13 protein-coding genes are annotated in these 20,078 nt (G+C 72.1%); all 13 read right to left on the minus strand.

Annotated elements, in window-relative coordinates; translation table 11 throughout:
• Nucleotides 1-2 precede the first annotated feature (2 nt).
• Entirely contained in the window at nucleotides 3-2,117 is a 2,115-nt protein-coding gene (fusA, locus tag BJ991_RS16830; protein WP_179491886.1) for an elongation factor G, read from the minus strand.
• A 68-nt stretch (nucleotides 2,118-2,185) separates the two neighbouring features.
• Nucleotides 2,186-2,656 carry a 30S ribosomal protein S7 gene (gene rpsG / locus BJ991_RS16835; protein WP_179491888.1) on the minus strand — a complete coding sequence of 157 codons (471 nt, stop codon included), beginning with the start codon at nucleotides 2,654-2,656 and terminating at the stop codon, nucleotides 2,186-2,188.
• A gap of 5 nt (nucleotides 2,657-2,661) precedes the next feature.
• Nucleotides 2,662-3,030, minus strand: coding sequence for a 30S ribosomal protein S12 (gene rpsL / locus BJ991_RS16840; RefSeq protein ID WP_013584051.1), 369 nt, complete (start codon nucleotides 3,028-3,030; stop codon nucleotides 2,662-2,664).
• 299 nt (nucleotides 3,031-3,329) lie between these two features.
• Nucleotides 3,330-3,797 (minus strand): hypothetical protein, encoded by a 468-nt coding sequence (locus BJ991_RS16845; RefSeq protein ID WP_179491890.1) that lies wholly within the window; start codon nucleotides 3,795-3,797, stop codon nucleotides 3,330-3,332.
• Nucleotides 3,798-3,850: 53 nt separating this feature from the next.
• A complete protein-coding gene (locus BJ991_RS16850; RefSeq protein WP_179491892.1) occupies nucleotides 3,851-5,524 on the minus strand; it encodes a DUF5684 domain-containing protein in 1,674 nt (557 codons plus the stop codon).
• On the minus strand, nucleotides 5,521-8,058 hold the full coding sequence (locus tag BJ991_RS16855; protein ID WP_179491894.1) for a transglutaminaseTgpA domain-containing protein: 2,538 nt from the start codon (nucleotides 8,056-8,058) through the stop codon (nucleotides 5,521-5,523). Before BJ991_RS16855 ends, BJ991_RS16850 begins: the two co-directional genes overlap by 4 nt.
• Nucleotides 8,055-9,419 carry a DUF58 domain-containing protein gene (locus BJ991_RS16860; protein ID WP_179491896.1) on the minus strand — a complete coding sequence of 455 codons (1,365 nt, stop codon included), beginning with the start codon at nucleotides 9,417-9,419 and terminating at the stop codon, nucleotides 8,055-8,057. The genes BJ991_RS16855 and BJ991_RS16860 overlap by 4 nt, the downstream gene beginning before the upstream one ends.
• On the minus strand, nucleotides 9,416-10,381 hold the full coding sequence (locus BJ991_RS16865; RefSeq protein WP_179491898.1) for an AAA family ATPase: 966 nt from the start codon (nucleotides 10,379-10,381) through the stop codon (nucleotides 9,416-9,418). Before BJ991_RS16865 ends, BJ991_RS16860 begins: the two co-directional genes overlap by 4 nt.
• Nucleotides 10,382-10,404: 23 nt before the next feature.
• Nucleotides 10,405-16,395 carry an Ig-like domain-containing protein gene (locus tag BJ991_RS16870; protein WP_179491900.1) on the minus strand — a complete coding sequence of 1,997 codons (5,991 nt, stop codon included), beginning with the start codon at nucleotides 16,393-16,395 and terminating at the stop codon, nucleotides 10,405-10,407.
• Nucleotides 16,395-17,540, minus strand: coding sequence for a protein kinase domain-containing protein (locus tag BJ991_RS16875; protein ID WP_179491902.1), 1,146 nt, complete (start codon nucleotides 17,538-17,540; stop codon nucleotides 16,395-16,397). Before BJ991_RS16875 ends, BJ991_RS16870 begins: the two co-directional genes overlap by 1 nt.
• A gap of 143 nt (nucleotides 17,541-17,683) precedes the next feature.
• A complete protein-coding gene (locus BJ991_RS16880; protein ID WP_179491904.1) occupies nucleotides 17,684-18,340 on the minus strand; it encodes a spermidine/putrescine ABC transporter substrate-binding protein in 657 nt (218 codons plus the stop codon).
• Nucleotides 18,341-18,409: 69 nt separating this feature from the next.
• Nucleotides 18,410-18,910 carry a hypothetical protein gene (locus tag BJ991_RS16885; RefSeq protein WP_179491907.1) on the minus strand — a complete coding sequence of 167 codons (501 nt, stop codon included), beginning with the start codon at nucleotides 18,908-18,910 and terminating at the stop codon, nucleotides 18,410-18,412.
• The gene (locus tag BJ991_RS16890) at nucleotides 18,910-19,905 is read right to left on the minus strand and encodes an ABC transporter (protein ID WP_179491909.1); all 996 of its coding nucleotides are present in this window, start codon (nucleotides 19,903-19,905) and stop codon (nucleotides 18,910-18,912) included. Before BJ991_RS16890 ends, BJ991_RS16885 begins: the two co-directional genes overlap by 1 nt.
• Nucleotides 19,906-20,078: the final 173 nt, after the last annotated feature.

Here is a 20,078-nt window from a genome sequence, read left to right on the forward strand (position 1 = left end):
GGTCATTCGCCCTTGTTCTTCTGGACGATCTCTTCGGCGACGTTCTTCGGAACCTCGGCGTAGCTGTCGAACACCATCGAGTAGACGGCGCGACCCGAGGTCTTCGAACGCAGGTCGCCGATGTAGCCGAACATCTCCGACAGCGGCACGAGCGCGCGCACTACCTTGACGCCGGTGACGTCCTCCATCGACTGGATCTGGCCGCGACGGGAGTTCAGGTCGCCGATGACATCGCCCATGTACTCCTCGGGCGTGCGCACCTCGACGGCCATGATCGGCTCGAGCAGCACGGGGCTCGCCTTGCGGACGGCTTCCTTGAAGCCCATGGAGCCGGCGATCTTGAACGCCATCTCGGACGAGTCGACGTCGTGCGAGGCGCCGTCGATCAGCGTCGCCTTGACGCCCACCATGGGGTAGCCGGCGAGCACGCCGACTGCCATGGCGTCCTGGAAGCCCTGGTTGGTCGGCTCGATGTACTCGCGCGGGATACGGCCACCCGTGACCTTGTTCTCGAACTCGTACGTCTTGTCGGCCGTGACCTCGAGGGGCTCCAGCGCGAACTGGATCTTCGCGAACTGACCCGAGCCACCCGTCTGCTTCTTGTGGGTGTAGTCGTGGCGCTCGACGGTCTTGCGGATCGTCTCGCGGTACGCGACCTGGGGCTTGCCCACGTTCGCCTCGACCTTGAACTCCCGCTTCATGCGGTCGACCATGATGTCGAGGTGCAGCTCGCCCATGCCCTTGATGACCGTCTGGCCGGTCTCGTGGTTCTGCTCGACGCGGAACGTCGGGTCCTCCTCGGCGAGCTTCTGGATCGCGAGGCCCAGCTTCTCCTGGTCGGCCTTGGTCTTGGGCTCGATGGCGACCTCGAGCACGGGCTCGGCGAACGTCATCGACTCGAGCACGACCTGCTGGCCGGCATCCGACAGCGTGTCGCCCGTCGTGGTGTCCTTGAGGCCGATCACGGCGTAGATGTGGCCGGCGGTGACCGAGTCGACCGGATTCTCCTTGTTGGCGTGCATCTGGAAGATCTTTCCGATGCGCTCCTTCTTGCCCTTGGTCGAGTTCACGATCTGCGAACCCGAGTCGAGGTGACCCGAGTACACGCGGATGTAGGTGAGACGGCCGAAGAACGGGTGCGTGACGACCTTGAACGCGAGCGCCGCGAACGGCTCGTCGCGGTCCGCGTGACGCTGGATGATCGTCTCTTCGTTCTTCGGGTCGTGCGCCTCGATGGCGGGCACGTCGAGCGGCGACGGCAGGTAGTCCACGACCGCGTCGAGCATCGGCTGCACGCCGCGGTTCTTGAACGCCGAGCCGCACAGCACGGGGTAGAGCTCGCCCGCGACGGTGAGCTTGCGGATCGCGCCCTTGATCTCGGCGATCGTGAGCTCCTCACCGCCGAAGTACTTCTCGAGCAGGGCGTCGTCGGTCTCGGCGACGGTCTCGAGCAGCTTCTCGCGGTACTCGGCGGCCTTGTCGGCGAGGTCGGCGGGGATCTCCTGCACCTCGTACTTGGCGCCCATCGTGACGTCGCCCTTGGCGTCGCCCGGCCAGACCAGGGCACGCATCTCGACGAGGTCGACGACGCCGACGAAGTCGCTCTCGGAGCCGATCGGCAGCTGCAGCACGAGGGGCTTGGCCTTCAGGCGCGAGACGATCGTGTCGACCGTGAAGTAGAAGTCGGCGCCCAGCTTGTCCATCTTGTTGACGAAGCAGATGCGGGGCACGTCGTACTTGTCGGCCTGACGCCAGACGGTCTCGGACTGGGGCTCGACGCCCTCCTTGCCGTCGAAGACGGCGACCGCGCCGTCGAGCACGCGAAGCGAGCGCTCCACCTCGACGGTGAAGTCGACGTGGCCGGGCGTGTCGATGATGTTGATCTGGCGGTTGTCCCAGAAGCAGGTGACGGCGGCCGACGTGATCGTGATGCCGCGCTCCTGCTCCTGCTCCATCCAGTCGGTCGTGGCCGCGCCGTCGTGCGTCTCGCCGATCTTGTGGTTGACGCCCGTGTAGAAGAGGATGCGCTCGGTCGTCGTCGTCTTGCCGGCATCGATGTGCGCCATGATGCCGATGTTGCGGACCTTGGTGAGGTCGGTGAGCACTTCTTGTGCCACGGGGTCTTTTCCTTATCTGTCCATGTGGATGCGGGGGCCGGGTCGCGGCCCCCGCATCACGGAGGCTGTTACCAGCGGTAGTGCGCGAAGGCGCGGTTGGACTCGGCCATCTTGTGGGTGTCCTCGCGGCGCTTGACCGCGGCACCGAGGCCGTTCGAGGCGTCCAGGATCTCGTTCTGGAGACGCTCGGTCATCGTCTTCTCACGACGACCCTTCGCGTAGCTCACGAGCCAGCGCAGCGCGAGCGTGTTGGCGCGGTGAGGCTTGACCTCGACCGGCACCTGGTAGGTCGAACCGCCGACGCGGCGGCTCTTGACCTCGAGGGTGGGGCGCACGTTGTCGAGCGCCTTCTTGAGCGTGGCGACAGCGTCCTGTCCGTTCTTGGCCTCGACGCCGCGGAGGGCGCCGTAGACGATCGACTCGGCGAGCGACTTCTTGCCGTCGACGAGGATCTTGTTCACCAGCTGGCTGACGATCGGAGCGCCGTAGACCGGGTCGTTGACGACGGGGCGCTTCGGGGCGGGTCCCTTGCGAGGCATCTAACTCAACCCTTCTTCGCGCCGTAGCGGCTGCGAGCCTGCTTACGGTTCTTGACGGCCTGCGTGTCGAGCGCGCCACGGACGATCTTGTAGCGGACACCGGGGAGGTCCTTCACACGACCGCCGCGGACGAGCACCAGCGAGTGCTCCTGCAGGTTGTGGCCCTCACCGGGGATGTACGCCGTGACCTCGGTGCCGTTGCGCAGCTTGACACGGGCGACCTTGCGCATGGCCGAGTTCGGCTTCTTGGGCGTGGTCGTGTACACACGGGTGCAGACGCCGGCCTGCTGCGGGTTCGACTTCAGGGCCGGGGCCTTGGTCTTGGAGACCTTCGGCGAGCGACCCTTGCGAACCAACTGCTGAATGGTTGGCACGTTCTCTCTTCTCTGGTTTGTGCTGCACGGTGACAGCGGTCGTGTTCTCCTCCCGCGGGACGGATCCTGCGGGTCTCACGTGGATCCACCGGCACGCCAGAGCCTGGCGAAGCGTTCGTTGGTGGATATGCCGTGGGGGTGGCCTGTTCGCAGACCGTTCCCTGAGATGTCGTCACACGGTCGTCCCGTGCCGGGGCACGGCGGACGGCGCGCGTGAGCGCACACCCGATCTATGATACGCCGGATTCACGGGGGCGGCAAACGCGCGGCCCGCCGCGGCGACGCGGTGCGTGCGGGGGTCAGCCGGCGACGACGAGGGCGATGATCACGGCGGCCGCCGCGAGGGCGGTCACGGATGCCGCGGCCACCACCGCGATGACGCGGTGCCGTGCGCGCGACCGCAGCCTCGCCTCGGCGACGGCGGTGTCGGCGGGCGACTGCGGCGGGCGCTCGGCGGGGGCTTGGCGCGGCGCGACGACGGGGGCCGCCGCACGAACGGGATAGACGTCGCCGGGGCCGGGGTGGGGCATCCGCGCATCTCGGCCCGCCACTTTGGGGACCGGAACCGGCTCGTGCACGGACTCCCCGCGGGCCCGCCGCCGCGACTCGCGATGCGCGACCACCGTCGACCCCTCGGTCGGCTCCTCATGCTCGGACGGCACGTCGAGCGCCGTGTCCTCGGGGGACCTGCGCCTTCGGGGCCCGGGCCGGCTCCTGCTGACGGCGACCGTCTCGTCGACGAAGTCGTCGTGGTCGTTGCGGCCCACCGGATCTCCCCCGGCCGGGCCTGCCCCCGTGAGCTCTCCTCCGGTCGACGCGATCACAAGTCGGCCCGGACGAGCCTCAGGTCGGCATCGCCGAGCAGGATGCGCGTTCCCGCGATCGACTCGACGCCGGGCACGACGTCGATCTCCGCGCCGGCGTCGGTCACGAGCACGACGCCGTTCGTCGAGTCGAGGTCGGTGATGATCCAGTCCTCGTCGCGCAGCTCGAGCCGCGCGTGGGTCTTGGAGACCGTCGGCTCGTCGATCGGCACGAGCTGCGCGTCAGGGAACTGCGGATCGCTCGAAGGGCGCCGACCCAGGACGACGACGTCGGAGGTCAGCGGCACCGAGCGCCCGGCCGGCATCTGCAGCGTCCACGTCGTGCGGCGACGGCGGGCGACGATCGTCTCTTCGAGCGGCTCCTCGGGGATCTCGGCCTCCGGGTGCTGCGCCGACACCGACGATCGCGCGGCGCGCGGGGCGCCGGCGTCCGGAGCGCCCGCGATCGCGGAGACCTCGCCCGAAGTGCCCAACGCATCGCCGTCGGACGGCGCCCACGGATCGCGCGTCGGCACCTGGGGCGCCGACGGCACGCGCGTGACCGGCGGCGCGGCGGGGGGAGGCGCCGGAGACGCGGCGCTGACGCCGGGGATCGCGGAGATGGGTCCGGGTGCGCCGGAGACGCCGCCCGTGACCTCGCCGGTCGCGCCGAGCGACGGCTCGTAGTCGAACATCGCCCACAGATCCTCGTCGGATCCGGGCAGCGGGGCCGACCGCGCGGAGGAGCGGCGCAGGCCCGCGCCCGCCTCGACCGGGTCCGTGCGAGCCGGGCGCTGCTCGGAGTCGGGCGCGTGGTGACCCGAATCGGACTCGCTCGCAGGACGCGACACCGCGGAGCGCGGCTGCGCGCCATCGACGGACGCAGCGCCGTCCGATGCTCCGCCGTCGCTCGCGCTCGGTGCGGCGGGCGCCGGCGCCGCGGGCGGAGGTCCGGCGGGCGAGGAGGGACCGGCCTGCGCCGCGGGCGTCGCGGAGGCGGGCTCCCACGGGCCGTGCACCTGGGCGGCCTCGGCCGCGGACGCCCGAGGCACGGGCGGGATCGGGTTCTGCGAACGGGTCGCCGACGGGCGAGAGCCCGCGATCTCGGGGTCGACGACGGTCGGCGGGAGCGGTGGCGCGGGGCGCACCCAGCCCGGCGCGGACGATTCGGCGACCGGATCGTGCGAACCCGAGCGGCGCGGCCCCGGCGCCGCGTACGTGTTGCGGGTCGGACCTGTGGGCCGTACGGCGCCGCCCGATCCGGTGGCCGCACCGCCGGGGAACACCGGAGACAGGCTTCGCGTGTCGTCGAGCGGCCGACGGGCGACCCACCGGTCCGGTCCGAACCCGAGCACGGTGGCCCACACCGGGAAGAGCAGCGCCGCGAGCACCGTCATGCCGGGGCCCTTACCGAACGCGACGTTCACGCGGTGGCACGCGATCACGATGAGGACCCAGGCCGCGAGCGTGCCCACGATCGGCACGAACACCACGAGGAAGAGCCACCCCGAGAGCCCGCCCAGCCACAGCAGCGTCATGCCGTTCAAGACGGGCACCCACGCCTTCCACGGCTCCTCCTCCGACTTCCGGAAGACGGCGGCGAGCGCGATCGCGGTCCAGACGTACAGGGCGATGGCCAGGGCGACCGCGACGGTTCCCAGTGCGAAGGCGAGGCCTGCGGTGTCGGTCATGGCGTGGTGCGCACGGCCAGCGGCCGGCGCGTCCCCCTCTCGACGGTGTGCGGACGACGCCCGTGCACGGGGGTCGCCTGTCTGACGAACGACTTCAACGATACGGTCGCGGCGAGCCGCCGCCACACGGTCTCACCCTCGGTGAATGAGCGCCGCTCCTCGTCGACGACGCTCCAGAACGCCGCGGCGTCCTCGTCGCGCAGCGACGACCCCGAGAAGACCGCGCGATCGGCGCCGACCGCGAGCTCGGACCCGCGCGGTGTCGCGAATGCCTCGGCGAGCTCGACGCGAGTCGCGGAGGGCGGCGCGGTGCGGCCGGCGTCGACGGCGGCATCCGTGTATTCGTCCCATCCGGCCGCGAAGCGAGCGGCCGCGTCGCCGCGCATGCGGCGGCCGCGGCGACGCGACGCCTTCGCCGCAGCGACCACGACGAACGGGCCTGCGATGAGAGCGAGTCCCGCGAGGATGAGGCCCGCGATGCGCAACGTCGGCCACAGCCACGCCAGGTCGATCCCGGCGTCGGCGCCCTCGCCGGGCGGCGCGGCCTCGTCCTCCTGGAACGGCTCGGGCGGCACGACCTCCTCGACCGAGTCGGGCCGCACCTCGGTCGGCAACTCGGGGTCGCGCTGGCGCGTGAACTCGAGGCTCGGCGAATATTCGTGCTGCGGAGTGGCCGCGACCGGCACCCACTCCCCCTCGGCGGACTGCACCTCGACCCACGCCGACAGATCGCGCGCACGGCACACGCCGCCGTCGCACGTGCGCAGATCGGGGTCGGCGGCCGACAGATACGCGCCGACGACGACGCGCGCGGGGAAGCCGAGCTCCTGCGCGATGAGGGCGATCGCGACCGCGAACTGCTCGTCGTCGCCGACGGCCGCGACGAAGTCCTCGGGAGCCACCGCGCGCTCGTCCGCCTCGCGCTCGAGCAGGCGCCGGAAGAGCGAGTCGATCCGCGCCAGCGAGTGACCGGACGCGCTCGCCTGGAACGTGTAGTCCCCGAGCTCGAGCATCCACGTCGGCGGGTTCCCCTCGTCGACGGCGAGCGCGTGGCTGAGGAAGCCCCGGTCGCGCAGGAGCCCGGCCAGGCCCGCGAGCGCGGCGCCCCCGGAGCCCTGCCGGTGCGTATCGACCCACTCGCGGAGAGTCTCGGGCGGCTCGACGCGGGACCGCGATCCGCCGGGCGCGGCGATCGACGAGAGATCGACGGGTTCGGGCTCGACGACGCTCAGGACGTACCGGTCGCCGGTGCGAAGTCCGCCGCCCGCGGTCTGGACCCCGGCCGCGCCCGTGGAGTTGTAGTAGAAGCCGTCCTCGAGCGCCGCCGTACGCTCGCCGGTGAACGTCGCGCGCTCGACCTGCCCGATCGTCGGCATCCAGATGTCGTCGAGCCCGTCGATCGTGATGACCACCTCGAACGGCTGCCCGTCGCCCGCGTCGAGCGCCGACGGCACGCGCACGAAGCGACCCGCGTCCACCGACCGGCTCCCGGCGCCCGTCCGGAACGCGGCGCCGTCGTACACGTCGAGCGTCGCAAGGCGCACCCGCTCAGGGAGAGGCCCGTCGGAATCGACGGTGAACAGCACCTGGTCGGCGCGATCCGGGTCGAACAGCGCCCGGTAGGAGGCGAGCGGGCTGACCGCCTCGGCGAGGTCGAGGTCGGGACCGACCGCCGATCGAAGCACCTCGCGCGGGGCATCCGCCGCGACGGCCGGAACGACGGCTGTCACTCCGACGACCGCCACCGCGACCATGCCCGCCCCGAGCGCGAGACGGCGGCGGTCGGCGGCCGACGGCTTGCGCGGAATGCGCACGCCGCTCGACGCGGCGGCGCGGCGCAGCGCCCGGATGCGCTCGTCGCCCGTGCGCCACGCGAGCCATACGAGGCAAGCGAGGAGGCCGGCGATGCCGAGCGCCGTCTCGACGGGCGCCTGCAGCCGCACCGCGCCGAGCACGAGCGGTTCGCTCACCGACGTCCGCCCGAAGAAGAGACCGAACCCCAGCATGCCCAGGCCCACCGGCACGGCGGCGTACGCGACGCGTGAGTCGCGCCACGACAGCAGCAGCGTCGCGCATGTCCCCACGAGGAACACGATCAGGGCGGGGACGAGCAGGTTGCGGTACGACCCCACGGGGAGGTCGACCGTCACGAGGTCCTTCCAACCGAGCACCACTCCGCTCGCGAGCTCGGCGAGCCCCCGCGCGACCTCGAGAGGTGCGCCCAGCCGGGACGGCACGGCGAGCGGGACGCCCAGCACGAGGATGGCGACGGCGACCGCGCCGGCGGTCGCCCATCCGCTCCACCGGCGCACCCACGAGACCACCGCGATCGCGGCGGCGACCACGATCGAGACGAGCACGAGCAGGACGAAGGACGACGACTGGTAGATCGGCCACGCCGCGAACGCCGCGAGCGTCGCGGCCGCAGTGGTGAAGAGCGACCCCGCGACGACGCGCGCCGAGAACAGCCGCCGGTTGGGTCGGCGTCGTCGCGACGCCCCGGCGCCGATTCGCGCGGCGATCCGCTCGGTCATGACGTCGCCCCCTGAAGCAGGAGCCCGGTGAGGTCGTCGAGCGTGCCGACGGTCAGCACGGTGAGGCCCGGAAGCGTGCGCGTACGGGGATGGGCCTGCTCGTCGCAGATGACGGCGACCACAGTCGTCTCGGCCCCGAACCCGAGCGCCGCCTGCCGCAGCCGCGTGAGGGGCACGGTCGAGCCGACGACGACGAACGCGATCGAGAGGTGGTCGCTCGACTCCGCCGCGAGGCGACCCACCTCGGCGACGGGCATCGTGCTCTCGATCATCTCGACGCCGCTGAACGCGTCCAGGAGCGTGCGCGTCGACGTCGCCGGGAGGCGGCGGATCGCGCGGAGGCGTCCCCGCACGACGCGCGGGATCTCGGTGCCGACGACGACCTCCACCTCGCGCACGTCGTGCACCGCGCGCAGGCCCAGCGACGCCGCGCAGCTCACGGCGAGCTCGTACTCGTCCTCGTCCGCGAACTCGCCGATCGACGACGCGAGGACGACCGCCATGCGCGAACGGCGCGACTCCTCGTACTGGCGCACCATGAGCTGGCCCGTCTTCGCCGTCGACTTCCAGTGGATCTGGCGGCGCGCGTCGCCCGGCGCGTACTCGCGGATCGCGTGGAACGACATGTCCGCGTCGACGAGCCGTCGCGTCGGGCTTCCTTCGAGATCGCGCACGAGCCCCGTGCTCGTGGACGGGATGCTCACGGTGCGCGGATGCACGTACAGCACGTGCACGTCCTCGAACGCGTGCTCGCGGCGCAGGAGGCCGAGCGGGTCGCTGCGGACGGTCGTCGCCGGGCCGACGTCGTACACGCCGCGGCGCAGGCTCGGAATGTCGAGGGGCTGCGACACGGTGTGCCCCGGACGCAGGAGCGGCACGCCGAACTCGACGAGGCCGTTGCCGACCGGGATGTCGATGCGGCCGGGAAGCGCGAGGCGCGTGCCCGCATTGCGCACGACGACCTCGCCCACGACTCCCTCCCCCGCGACGATCCGCTCGCGCGCGAGCTGCAGGTCGACCTCGTAGAGCCGCGTCCCGAACAGGAACGGCACCGTCATGAGGAGAAGCACGACCGCGACCGCACCGGCCACGATCCACTCCACCCAGCCGAACACGAGCCCGAGCACGAGCCCCGCCGTCGCGGCGGCGAGGACGAGCGCACCGGCCGGGCGCACGGTGTGCGCCGCCCACGCCCACCCGCTCGCGGCGGCCGTGCCGGCGACCCGCAGCCCCTCGGTGACCCGCACGACGGCGCGCACGATCCGGCCGCCTCGACGCGTGGTCGAGGTCACCTGGGTCGTGCGGTCGGACGCGTCGGTCTCGAGTGAGAGCCGGGTCTGCCGCGGGTCGGTCAGCGTCATACGGCCTCTCTGCGGCTGGGCGGTGTCACATCGAGGAGCACCTGGCCGACGACGGCCTCCTGCGTCACGCCGTCGAACTCGGCCTCGGGGTGCAGGATCAGCCGGTGCGACAGCACGGGCACGGCGAGCGCCTTCACGTCGTCGGGGGTCGCGTACGTGCGCCCCTGCGACGCCGCGCGCGTGCGCGTCGCACGCGTGAGGGAGAGGGCGCCGCGGATGCTCACACCCAGCCGCACCTCGTCGGCCGAGCGCGACGCGTCGACGAGTCGCGCGATGTAGTCCAGCACGAGTGCGTCGATGTACACGTCGCGCGCGAGGTCGGCCATGCCGACGAGCGCCTGCGGCGTGATGATGGGCTCCAGCTCGGCGGTCGCGACGGCCGCGCCGTCGAGGATGCGGACGGTCGCCGCGTGGTCTGGGTAGCCCAGCGACGCGCGCATCATGAAACGGTCGAGCTGCGCCTCCGGGAGCCGGTATGTGCCGGCCTGCTCGACGGGGTTCTGCGTCGCGAGCACGAGGAACGGCACGCCCACCTGACGCGAGACGCCGTCGATCGTGACGCGCCCCTCCTCCATGACCTCGAGCAGCGCCGCCTGCGTCTTGGGACTCGCGCGGTTGATCTCGTCGGCGAGCACGATGTTCGCGAACACCGGGCCGGCGTGGAACTCGAACGCCCCGGACTTCTGGTCGTACACGGTGATCCCCGTGATGTCGCCGGGGAGCAGGTCGGGCGTGAACTGGATGCGCGTGTTCGTGCCCTGCACCGACTGCGCCATCGCGCGGGCGAGCGAGGTCTTGCCCGTCCCCGGCACGTCCTCGAGGAGGACATGGCCCTCGCTGAGCATCGCGGTGAGCACGAGCTCGACGACGTGGCGCTTGCCGAGCACGGCGCGCTCCACGTTGTCGGCGATCTGGCCGAACGTCTGCGCGAACCAGGTCGCCTGCTCCTGCGTGATCGTCATGCGGGTCGTCCTCCGGGTGTCGTTCATGGCGCGGGCTCAGGGGGGCCAGGGGGCCCAGGGGGCCCCGGGGGCCCAGGGGGGCCCGGCGGGAGGTTGGGGTCGCACGTGGCCGAGTACGTCGTCGACGCCGGCTGGAGGCCCCAGCCCTGCGCGGACCAGTCCACGCTCACGCCGATGCCCTCGACGCGCACCGCGCCCACAGGCACCGTCCAGTCTCCGGGCGTCGACGCGAGAGGCACGCCTGCCGCGTCGAAGTATCTCAGCCTGGCGTTCGAGAACGCCATGGCGGCCTTGCCGGCGGGCGTCGCCGACGAATCGCCGCGGGGCTGGAGCTGGTTCCCGCCGACGCACGAGTCGACCCACCATGTCGCCTGCAGCTGGAAGGGTGCGCTGCCCGCGGCGGGCACGACGTTCGCCCACGGGGTCGCGGTGCCCCAGCTCTGGTGCACGTAGCGCACCTGGAGGCCAGGATCGCGGTCGAACACCGCGGGCGGGATCGCCTGGTTGAACTCGACACGGTTGCGGTTCGGGATGCGCTCGGGCGAGGTCGGGGTCGAGCGGATGATCCAGTCCGCACGGCTCTCACCCACGTTGGGGATGCCGTCGACGACGAACGTCCACCCGGTCGGAGCGGCGCCCGTCTGCACCGCGCGGACCGACGCCGTCGCCGTGATGCGCCCGTACGAGGTGTCGCCCAACCACGACTCGGCGCACAGCGTGAAGGCGTACTCCTCGCCGTCGGGCAGACCGCCGAACACCGCGCTCGCACCGTCGGGCGTCGCGGTGCAGGGCTGGCCGTCGCGCACGATTCCGAACCGCAAGGTGGATCCGTCGCCGTTGAGCCCCGCCGAGCCGTTGGCGGTGACGACCGATGTGCCGTCTCCCGAAGACTGCGCCGCGAGGGTGAGGACCGGATCGCGCGGCGCGCCGATGCCGTTCGCCCACACCGTCACGGCGGACCCGGAGGTCGTGCCGCCGAGCCCCGGCGGCAGCTCGAATCGCGAGAACGGCGTCACCGTGATGGGAGACGTGGAGTTCGACCCGACCCGGTAAGACGGAATCTCCACGGTCGTCTGGCCGCGCCCGACCTGCACGCGCAGGAGCTCGCCCGCGGGGCTCGCGACCTCGAGGCTCGCCGTCTGGGTCGCATCGACGCCCTCGACCGTGAGCGCGACGACGCCGCCTTCGCCGCCCGTCACCACGGGCCGGGCGCTGACGGATGCGGGCGCGGGCGGCGCGTCGTACGCCCACGCGGCCGTGCTCACGCGCGTGAGCGATTCGCCGACGGCGTTGACCGCGGATGCCTCATACACGCGCCGCTCGCCGTTCGGCGCGGAGATCGAGGGGCACAGCCCCTGGACGTCGCACTGCGCGACGATCGACCCCGCGGACCGGATCACGAAGCCCGACAGGGCAGGGTACGCCAGCGCCGACTCCCCCGGATCGACCCGCAGCGTGAGCGAGCCGTTCGCGTACGCCGTCTGACGCACGCTCGCGGGAGCCTTGGGGTAGCCGAGGAGGTCGAGGAGCAGCTGCCCATCGCGCTCTGCGTTGGTGCGGCGGTTCTGCGCGTCCTCGACCGAGAAGGCCGCGGTGCACGTCGCGCCCGGGGCATCCGCGGTCCACGACGCTGTGACAGACGTCTCGGATGCCACCTGGAAGGTGACACCGACGCACGCGCCCGTCGGCTTCACGTCCACGACCTGCAGCGGGGTGCGCGGCAGCGGGTTGACCTCGCCCGTCGCCCCGACGACGTCGATCGTGCACGAAGTGCCCGCGGCCTGCGTGCACTGCTGCGTGACGGACCCGCCGCGCGGCAGTGTCGACGGCGCGGCGCCGACCCGCAGGATGAGCCGGACGGGTTCGACTCCCGCGTGGCTGGTGACAGACACGATCGACGCCTCTTCGGTGCCCGGGAGCGCCCGGTCCGCACCGGTCACCGTCACGATCGAGCCGTCGAGCGAGACGTCGAACGCGGCGCCCTGGTAGTCGAGGGCGTACTCGATGCCATCCGGGTCGGGGCGCAGCTGCCAGTCCGTCATGGCAGTCAGGTCGAAGGTCGCCGTCTCGCCCGGCCCGACCGTCATCGAGCCGGCCCGCAGCACGGGCTGCGGATCGAGCGGCTCGACGCGGATCGGCACCGACAGGTAAGTCCACTCCGTCTGACCGGCCAGACGCACGGGAACCTGGCACGCGTCCGCCCACGGCGCGCCCGCACCCGCGTCGTAGCGGACGGTCGTGCCCGTCTCGCGCGCGCACGCGGCTCCTTGGCGGGCGCCGGACGCCTTGACGCCGTCGCCGACCTCGACCGCCGCGCCGCGCGGGCGCACGATGAGGTCGGCCATGTCGAAGGCGACCGACGCGAGCTCGCGCACGTCGCGGGCGCCCATGCCTGCGCGCAGCGCGAGAGCGAGATCGTCCTCGCCGGGCACGCGCAGGAAGCCGTAGGTCGTCACCTCGCCCGACTGCCCCTCGCCTGTGACCGAGAACGGGATCACGCGGGTCGACTCGGGGAGCTCGCCACGGATGCGGCGGCCCTGAGCGGCGACGTCGTCGGGGTCGCCCCACAGCTCGAGGTCGAGGTCGTCGACTTCGCCCGAGGGCCACGAGACCTTGCCCGTGAGCACGTCGACGCCGCGCGGGAAGTCCTCACGCGACTCGGCCGTCAGCACCGTGTCGGTCACGATCGGGTAGTCGGGGACGGACTCGCGAACGGCCTTCACGACGATGAGGCCTCGGCCGGTGTTGCCCGACGACGACTCGACGTCGTACAGGAAGGCCATCGTGCCCGGCACGTTGCCGGCCGAGATCACGACGGTCGTGTCGTCCACCTCCCGCAGACGGGACTCGAGCCGCTCGTACTCGGGGTTCTCGGTGCCGTCGTCGAGCGTCGGCGCGACGTCGGGACGCACGTCGGTGATCGACAGCTCGCCCATCGTCGGGTCGATGTCGTTGGACAGCGGGCTCACTCGGATCGTGCTGGAAGCCCCCACCTGCACCTGCACGTAATCGGTGAACGTGACGGGACTCGGGTTCGCCTGACTGTCGAGTACGCCGACGCGCGCGGTCGCCTCGCCGGTCTGCCCGAAGGCGTCGACGACGCGGTAGCGGAATGACACCTGGCCGCTGAATCCCACGACGCTCGTGTAGATGAGGGACTCGCCGTCCGGCGAGATCGTGGCGACGCCCTGGTCGGGCTGCCTCACGACCTGGTCGAGCTGCACGACGTCGCCGTCCGGGTCCATGCCGTACCCGTCGAACTCGATCACCGTCGACTGGCCGCTCAGGACGCGGCCCTCGAGCGTGTCGGGCTGCGGCGCACGGTTCTCGTCGTAGGGCAGCACGTCGATGCGCACGACCGCCGAGTCGACGAGCGCGGGAGCGCCAGATGTGTAGACCGAGTACTCCACGCGGTATTGCCCTGGCTCCTCCGGCGCGAGGTACCGCAGCGTGTCGCCCGACGCGAACGCGAGCGCGTCGGGCGTCGACGAGTCGATCGACGCGGGATTCAGGATGGGCCGGCCGCCTGCGGGGGCGGTGTCGTTCTCGAGCACCGGGATGTCGATCTGCGCGCCGGCGCGCACGACGAGCGAGTCGTTGACGGCGATCGGCGCGAGCTCGGGGGCGACAGGGAGCAGATACACGGTCGCCTCGCCCTGAACGCTCGCTCCACGGTCGGTGGTGCCGTCACTCACGGTGTAGGTGATCGTGCCGAGCCGCCCCGCCTCGCTCGTCGCGGTGGTGCCGGAGACGCGCAGGAAGTTCTGGCCCACGACGTCGACCGACAGCGAGGCGCCCGGGTCCGCGGTGGCGACGACGTCGGACAGCAGCAGCACTCGCCGTGTGGGGTTCTCGACCGCGACGAACACGTCGAGCGTCGCGTCCTGCTGCGGGTGCACGAACGCGACGACGGGCGCGGTCGCCAGCTGCGGCGGAGCGTCGGACGGGAGCACCGTGATCCGGGCGGTGCCCGTGTCGTCGTTCTTGCCATCCGTCACGGTGAAGCCCACGCGGTACGTGCCGGGCTCCGTCGCCGCGAAGTCGAACTCGGTCGCGCCGCGCACCATCGTCGCCGTCGCGGCCGCATCGTCGAGCACGCGCACGGACTCGAGTGACAGCGTGCCCGCGGTGCCGGTCACGTGCGGCGCGACGTCGACCGTGATCGCGGACCCGATCGAGTCGATCACCGCGAACGACTGGACACGGAGCTCGGGTTCGGGGCTGACCTCGACCACCAGCGTCTTCGTGGCCATGCGCCCCGTCGTGTCGGAGACCGTGACGTCGAGCTCCACCGTGTCGGTGCCGCCCGAGCCGTCCTCGCTGTGCTGGTAGACGACGTCGCCGTCGGGAGTCGCCGCGACGGTGCCCCCACCCGACACGTTCTTCACGTCGAGCAGCAGAAGCGGATCGCCCTCGGGGTCGACCCATCCCGGCAGGACGGGAACCGTGACGGTGCCCCCTCGCCCGACCTGCGGCTCCGGCCACTCCGCGAGGCATCCCTCGACGCCGCACCACACGGGTGCGGAGTCGGCCGAGCTGACCGTCAGAGTGACCACGGCGGCGTCAGACGGAAGCCCGCCCTCGACCGTCCCGTCGGTGACGGCGTACGAGAAGGCCGCCGTCCCCGACGCGCCGGGCTCCGTGCGCACGGTGATCCGCTGCCCATCGTCGGTGATCGACACGGTGCCGAACGCGGGATCGAGCCCCGCCACCGACGCCGGGTCGATGCTGAGCACGTCGCCGTTGGGGTCGTGGTCGTTCAACAGCACGGGCAGCGTCGTGAGCCCGCCCGCACGCACGCCGAAGGCATCCGGCTCCGCCACCGGCGGACGCGGGTCGATCACCACGGGGACTTCGACCTCGCTCTCGACCGCATCCGGTTCGATCTTGTCGTCGAGGCTCCAGTCCTGGCTCGACGCGACGAGGCGTCCGTCGGGGATGGTCCATACCCACCCCGTGCGCGTCTCGTTGAGGATCATTCCGTCGCCGCCCACGATGAACACGGGGCGCCCCTCGTCGACGAGCGCCTGGCCGCCGTAGTCGAGCTGCTCGAACGCCCCCGTCTCGGAGTTCCACAGCGTTCCCGGCCCCTCGCCCTGCGGGAGCCACGCGGCGTACACGATGCCGTCGCGCGCGACCGGCCGCGCGGGCGTGCCGAGCCCCGCACCGCCCGTGCCGGGCACGACGACGGGATCGGAGCCGTCGACCGGAACCCGCACGAGCACGGCGTCGTCGGCGACGTACACGGCGTCTCCGTCCTCCTGCGGCACGCTGATCACCGCCGCATCCGACACGGGCGCCTCGAACGCGCCATCGACATCGCGCACCCACACGTCGCCGTCGGCCGCGTCGACGACGACCCACCGGTTCCCCGCCGCCGAGATCATCGGCTCGGCCAGCCCATCCACGTCGAGCTCGTCACGCCCCCGCACCTCGGAGGCCGGGATGTCGTACCGCAGCACCGCGCCGTCGGCCGACGAGTACGAGTAGAGCCGGCCGCGTTCGTCGACGGCGAGCGCGTCGGAGGTGTACTGCGGAGCGTCCTCGTCCTCGGACGGGTAGGGGTCGAGCTCTTTCGTCTCGCCGGTCGAGAGGCGCCCGACGTGCACGACGCCGGAGTCGGTCATGTACGCGACGAAGTCCCCGGCGGTGGAGACCTCGACCGTGCCCGGAGGCGTCGGCGGCGACGCCCGCAGCGCGTCCTCGCCGAGGTCGGCGGGCAGGACGGGATCGATCGGCGTGACCTTGCTGTAGCTGTCGGAGAAGATGTAGGCGCGGTCGCCCGTCTGCACCACATCGCTCGGATTGCTGACGGCGCGCACGGTGTCGAGCTCGCCGACGGCCGTGTTCACGCGCGCGTACCGGCGACCGTCGGCCGTCTGCAGAGCCCACACCGACGTGTCGACGGGAGGCGTCTCCTGCGCGTCGAGACCCGGCCACACGATGCCGATGCCCACGACGAGCGCCGCGACGGCCGTGGCCGACGCGAGCCCGATCGCTGTGCTCCGGCGCATCACGAGGCTCCGGTCAGCACGAAGTAGACGACAGCGGAGGATGCCGCGACCGCCGCCGCGACGACTCCGGCGACGATCCACACGGCCGCGCGTCGGGAGACCCCGTTCGACGCGGCCGGCTCGGCGAAGTCCGTCTCCTCGTCACGCGCGAGCGCCGCCACGCCGACGGCGACGGGCTGCTTGCGGGCGCTCTCGTGCTCGACCTTGCTGCGCACGGGGCCGCGGGGCGTGGCATCCGTGAAGTCCACCTCGTCGGAGACGGGCATCCACTCGTCGGAGGGCACCTCGAGCGGCGTGGGCGTGAGACCCATGGACGCCTGAACGCGGCGCAGCGCCTCGGCGAAGGCGAACGCGGACGGATGCCGCTGCCGCACGTCGCGCGACATCGCGGCCGCGAGCACCTCCTGCAGGGCGGGCGGCACGTCGGCGCGCGCGATCGGAGTGTAGGTGGCGCGGGCGATGCGGCGGCGCAGCTGCTCCTTGCTGTTCTGGCCGCGCTCGCGTCGCTCGAACGGGCTGTGCCCCGCCAGCAGCGAGTAGACGGTCGCACCGAGACTCCACACCTCGCTCGGGATCGAGCCGGCCGTCTGCTCGGCGATCACCTCGGGCGCGCTCCACGGGATCGACATCGCGAGCACCTCGTCGGCGGTCTGCCGCGCGAGCGACGACGAGATTCCGAAGTCGGCGAGGACGGGGGCTCCGAACGTCGTGACGAGGATGTTGCTCGGCTTGACGTCGCGGTGGACGAGTCCCGCGCGGTGCGCGGACTCGAGCGCGCACGCCATCTTCACGCCGATGCGCAGCACCTCGTCGACGGGGATCCGCTCGATGCGGTATCGCTGCGCGAGCGAGCCCGGGCAGTACTCCATCACGATGTACGGACGGCCGTCGGCGGAGATGCCCGCCTGGTACACGGTGACGATCGACGGATGCGCCGACAGGTGCGCGAGGACGTCGGCCTCGGCGTTGAACATGCGCAGCAGGTCGGGGTCACGCACGTCGCTGGGCAGCACCTTCACCGCCACGTCACGACGGGGCATGTCCTGCTCGTAGAGGAAGACATCGGCGAAGCCACCCGACCCGAGCGGCCGGATGTAGGACAGCCCCGGCAGAATGGGCGGCGCTGAGGGGAGTCTGGTCGCCACGATCCTCCCTGCTGGACGGAGCCGAGGGTCCCCAACGCCCCTCGTTCACGCATCCGCGTCGGCCCCGTCATGCTAACAAAGGCGCATGAGAGCGCAGGCGACTGTCCACAGGAGCCTCCGGCCCGCGCTCGTGTCGTCGAGCGTCAGTCCTGCGAACCGTCGAGCGGGTCGAACGGCACGTCGAGGGACTGCGTGAGCTCCTGCAGCATCGCCTCGATCTGCGGCTCGACGTACCGCGTGATCGCGGCCTGGATCCGCAGGCGGTGGTGCAGCAGGATCGTGCACACCTCGCGCCCGATCATGTTCGCGTAGTCGTCGGCGAGTCCGACCTCCTGCCGCAGCGCCGCCTTGGCGTCTTCGCTCAGCGGCGGGAGCGCCGGCACGTCGGCATCCGCCTCTTCGGCCAGCCCGGCGATCGTGAACAGGAACGGCGCCCCCGGGGCGGGCTCGGGATCCAGCGGCAGCCCCTCGAACTCGGGCTCGAGACCCTCGGTCGGACGGTAGCTGCGCGCGCGGTTGCGCGCCGCCTGCTGATCGAGCTCGGCCTGCAGCATCGGGAGGTTGCGCGCCGTGTACTCGGCGACGGCATGGTCGACGATCGTCTTGATGCGGGTCGAGAGCCCGTGCTGCACGCCGTGCGGCACATCGGCGCCGAGGCCCGCGGCCGACAGCACAGGAGACCCGAAGCAGCGCCGGCACGGGGCGACGCGACCGCGGTGCGTCGCCGGCTCCCAGCGCGGCAGCCACTTGAGCCAGGCGTCGACAGCCTGGCTCACGCGGGTCTCGAGCGACCGCTCCATGGTCCTACGGTATCCCGACCTCGCCGGACGGCGTGCACGAAGATCGCGAGGTCAACGGCCGAATCCCGGTCACCTGTCCTCGTCGTCCTCCCACGGCCACAGCGGACGACGCGCCCTCGTGCGCGTGAGCGCGATGCCGCCCCACGCCGACACGGCCGCCGCCGCGAGCACCACGACGCCGAACCAGCTCGTCGCGATCCGCCCGGCGACCGATCCCGCGACCGCGAGGTCGGCGCCCGCGAACAGGCACCCGAACCATGCCCCGCCGACGTAGGCGAGCGCGGTCGCGAGCGCGATCCACGCCGCGCTCCAGTACGACGGCGGGTCGGGCCGCAACGCGAGCGCGAGCCCGGCGCCGAACACGATCGTCGCGAGGCCGGTGCTCGCGATGGCCGGCCAGGGGCCGAGACCGGATGACGCGACCACGTCCTCGTCGAGGAGCAGGCTCGCCATGCCGAGGCCCGCGATCTCAAGGGCGATGAACGCGACGGTCGCGAACGCGAGCGCGACCGGCTTGCGGACGGGACCGCCCGGCGGCGGGGGTGGAGTCGGAGGCTGCCCGTCGTCCATCACTGACGGACGATCGTCGGACCCGCCTCGAGCGTGCGCTCGTACTCGTACGTGGCGGCGTCGTTCAGCTCGGTCACGCGCTTGCCGCGTGCGGCGGCCCACGCACCGAACCAGATCGTGAGCTCACGACCGAACACGAAGGCGGCGATCGCGAGCGGCGCCAGCAGCTGGCCCTCGACGAGCTCGGCCCCCTCGGTCGCGGTCAGCATCCAGAACGGCGCCTGGAAGAGCTGACCGAGCAGGTGGCCGCCGTACGCGGCGAGGCCGACGAGCAGGCCCATGATCACCCACGCGCCCCAGCGCCCGCGGTTGATGATCGCCCCGAGCAGCCAGAACGCGATGAAGAACACGATGACCGGCACCCACAGCGACCACGTGCCGAGCGCCTCGAGCGCGGTCTCGCCCACATTGTCGATCGTCACGTCGCCCGCGAGCGCGCCGAAACCGAGCCACGCCGCGAGGTACAGCACGGCGAACGCGAGCGCGGCGATGAGGCCGATCGCGCCCGCGGCCGCACGGTTGCCGCGAGGGCGCGGCGGCTCGGGCGCCTGCACGAAGATCGGCTGGGGCGCCGCGGCCGCGGCTCCGGCCGCGGCACCGGTCGCGACGACGGGCTCGCTCGAGGTCACGACAGGGGCGTCGTCCGAGCGCGTGTACTCGTCGTAGGCGGTGGTGGGGGCATCGTGCATCGTGGTGTCTCCGGCGTCGGCAGTCGTCGTGTCGTAAGCAGTCGTGGCGTCGGCATCCGCGGCAGCCGTCTCGGCCACAGGCTCCTGCTCGGCCACTACGGGCTCCTGCTCGACGACGACGGGCTCCTGCTCGACGACGACCGGCTCGGCGTCCGTCGTCACGGGCTCGCCGGGCGTGGGCTCCCCCACCGCGTCGCGCCCGGCGGCGTCGGCCTCGGCCAGGCTCTCGTTCGCACTGCCGACGACGCCGTTGACGTCACGCGGCTCGTCGGCGGGCTCGCCGGGGCGGTTCGTGGGGTCACTCATCCGGGATCGACTCCTCACGCGGGGCGGTTCCCCGCACGGTGCAGAGTAGCGCTCCGCATCCGGGCGGTCGCGGAGGCGTGCCGAAGACACGCGGCGTTTCACCGGCGGCCCGCTCCCGTTCCGGCGGTTCGCCCGGGCGTCGCGCGTCGGAGGGCGGGCGCCGGGGCTATCGT

Source organism: Microbacterium immunditiarum (genome assembly GCF_013409785.1).
GTDB lineage: Bacteria > Actinomycetota > Actinomycetes > Actinomycetales > Microbacteriaceae > Microbacterium > Microbacterium immunditiarum.

What these genes read in the sequence shown, in the direction of transcription:
- rpsG (WP_179491888.1), bottom strand. Translation starts at nt 2,656, where the DNA reads ATGCCTCGCAAGGGACCCGCCCCGAAGCGCCCCGTCGTCAACGACCCG.
- BJ991_RS16850 (WP_179491892.1), bottom strand. Translation starts at nt 5,524, where the DNA reads ATGACCGACACCGCAGGCCTCGCCTTCGCACTGGGAACCGTCGCGGTC.
- BJ991_RS16855 (WP_179491894.1), bottom strand. Translation starts at nt 8,058, where the DNA reads ATGACCGAGCGGATCGCCGCGCGAATCGGCGCCGGGGCGTCGCGACGA.
- BJ991_RS16860 (WP_179491896.1), bottom strand. Translation starts at nt 9,419, where the DNA reads ATGACGCTGACCGACCCGCGGCAGACCCGGCTCTCACTCGAGACCGAC.
- BJ991_RS16865 (WP_179491898.1), bottom strand. Translation starts at nt 10,381, where the DNA reads ATGACGATCACGCAGGAGCAGGCGACCTGGTTCGCGCAGACGTTCGGC.
- BJ991_RS16870 (WP_179491900.1), bottom strand. Translation starts at nt 16,395, where the DNA reads ATGCGCCGGAGCACAGCGATCGGGCTCGCGTCGGCCACGGCCGTCGCG.
- BJ991_RS16880 (WP_179491904.1), bottom strand. Translation starts at nt 18,340, where the DNA reads ATGGAGCGGTCGCTCGAGACCCGCGTGAGCCAGGCTGTCGACGCCTGG.
- BJ991_RS16885 (WP_179491907.1), bottom strand. Translation starts at nt 18,910, where the DNA reads ATGGACGACGGGCAGCCTCCGACTCCACCCCCGCCGCCGGGCGGTCCC.
- BJ991_RS16890 (WP_179491909.1), bottom strand. Translation starts at nt 19,905, where the DNA reads ATGAGTGACCCCACGAACCGCCCCGGCGAGCCCGCCGACGAGCCGCGT.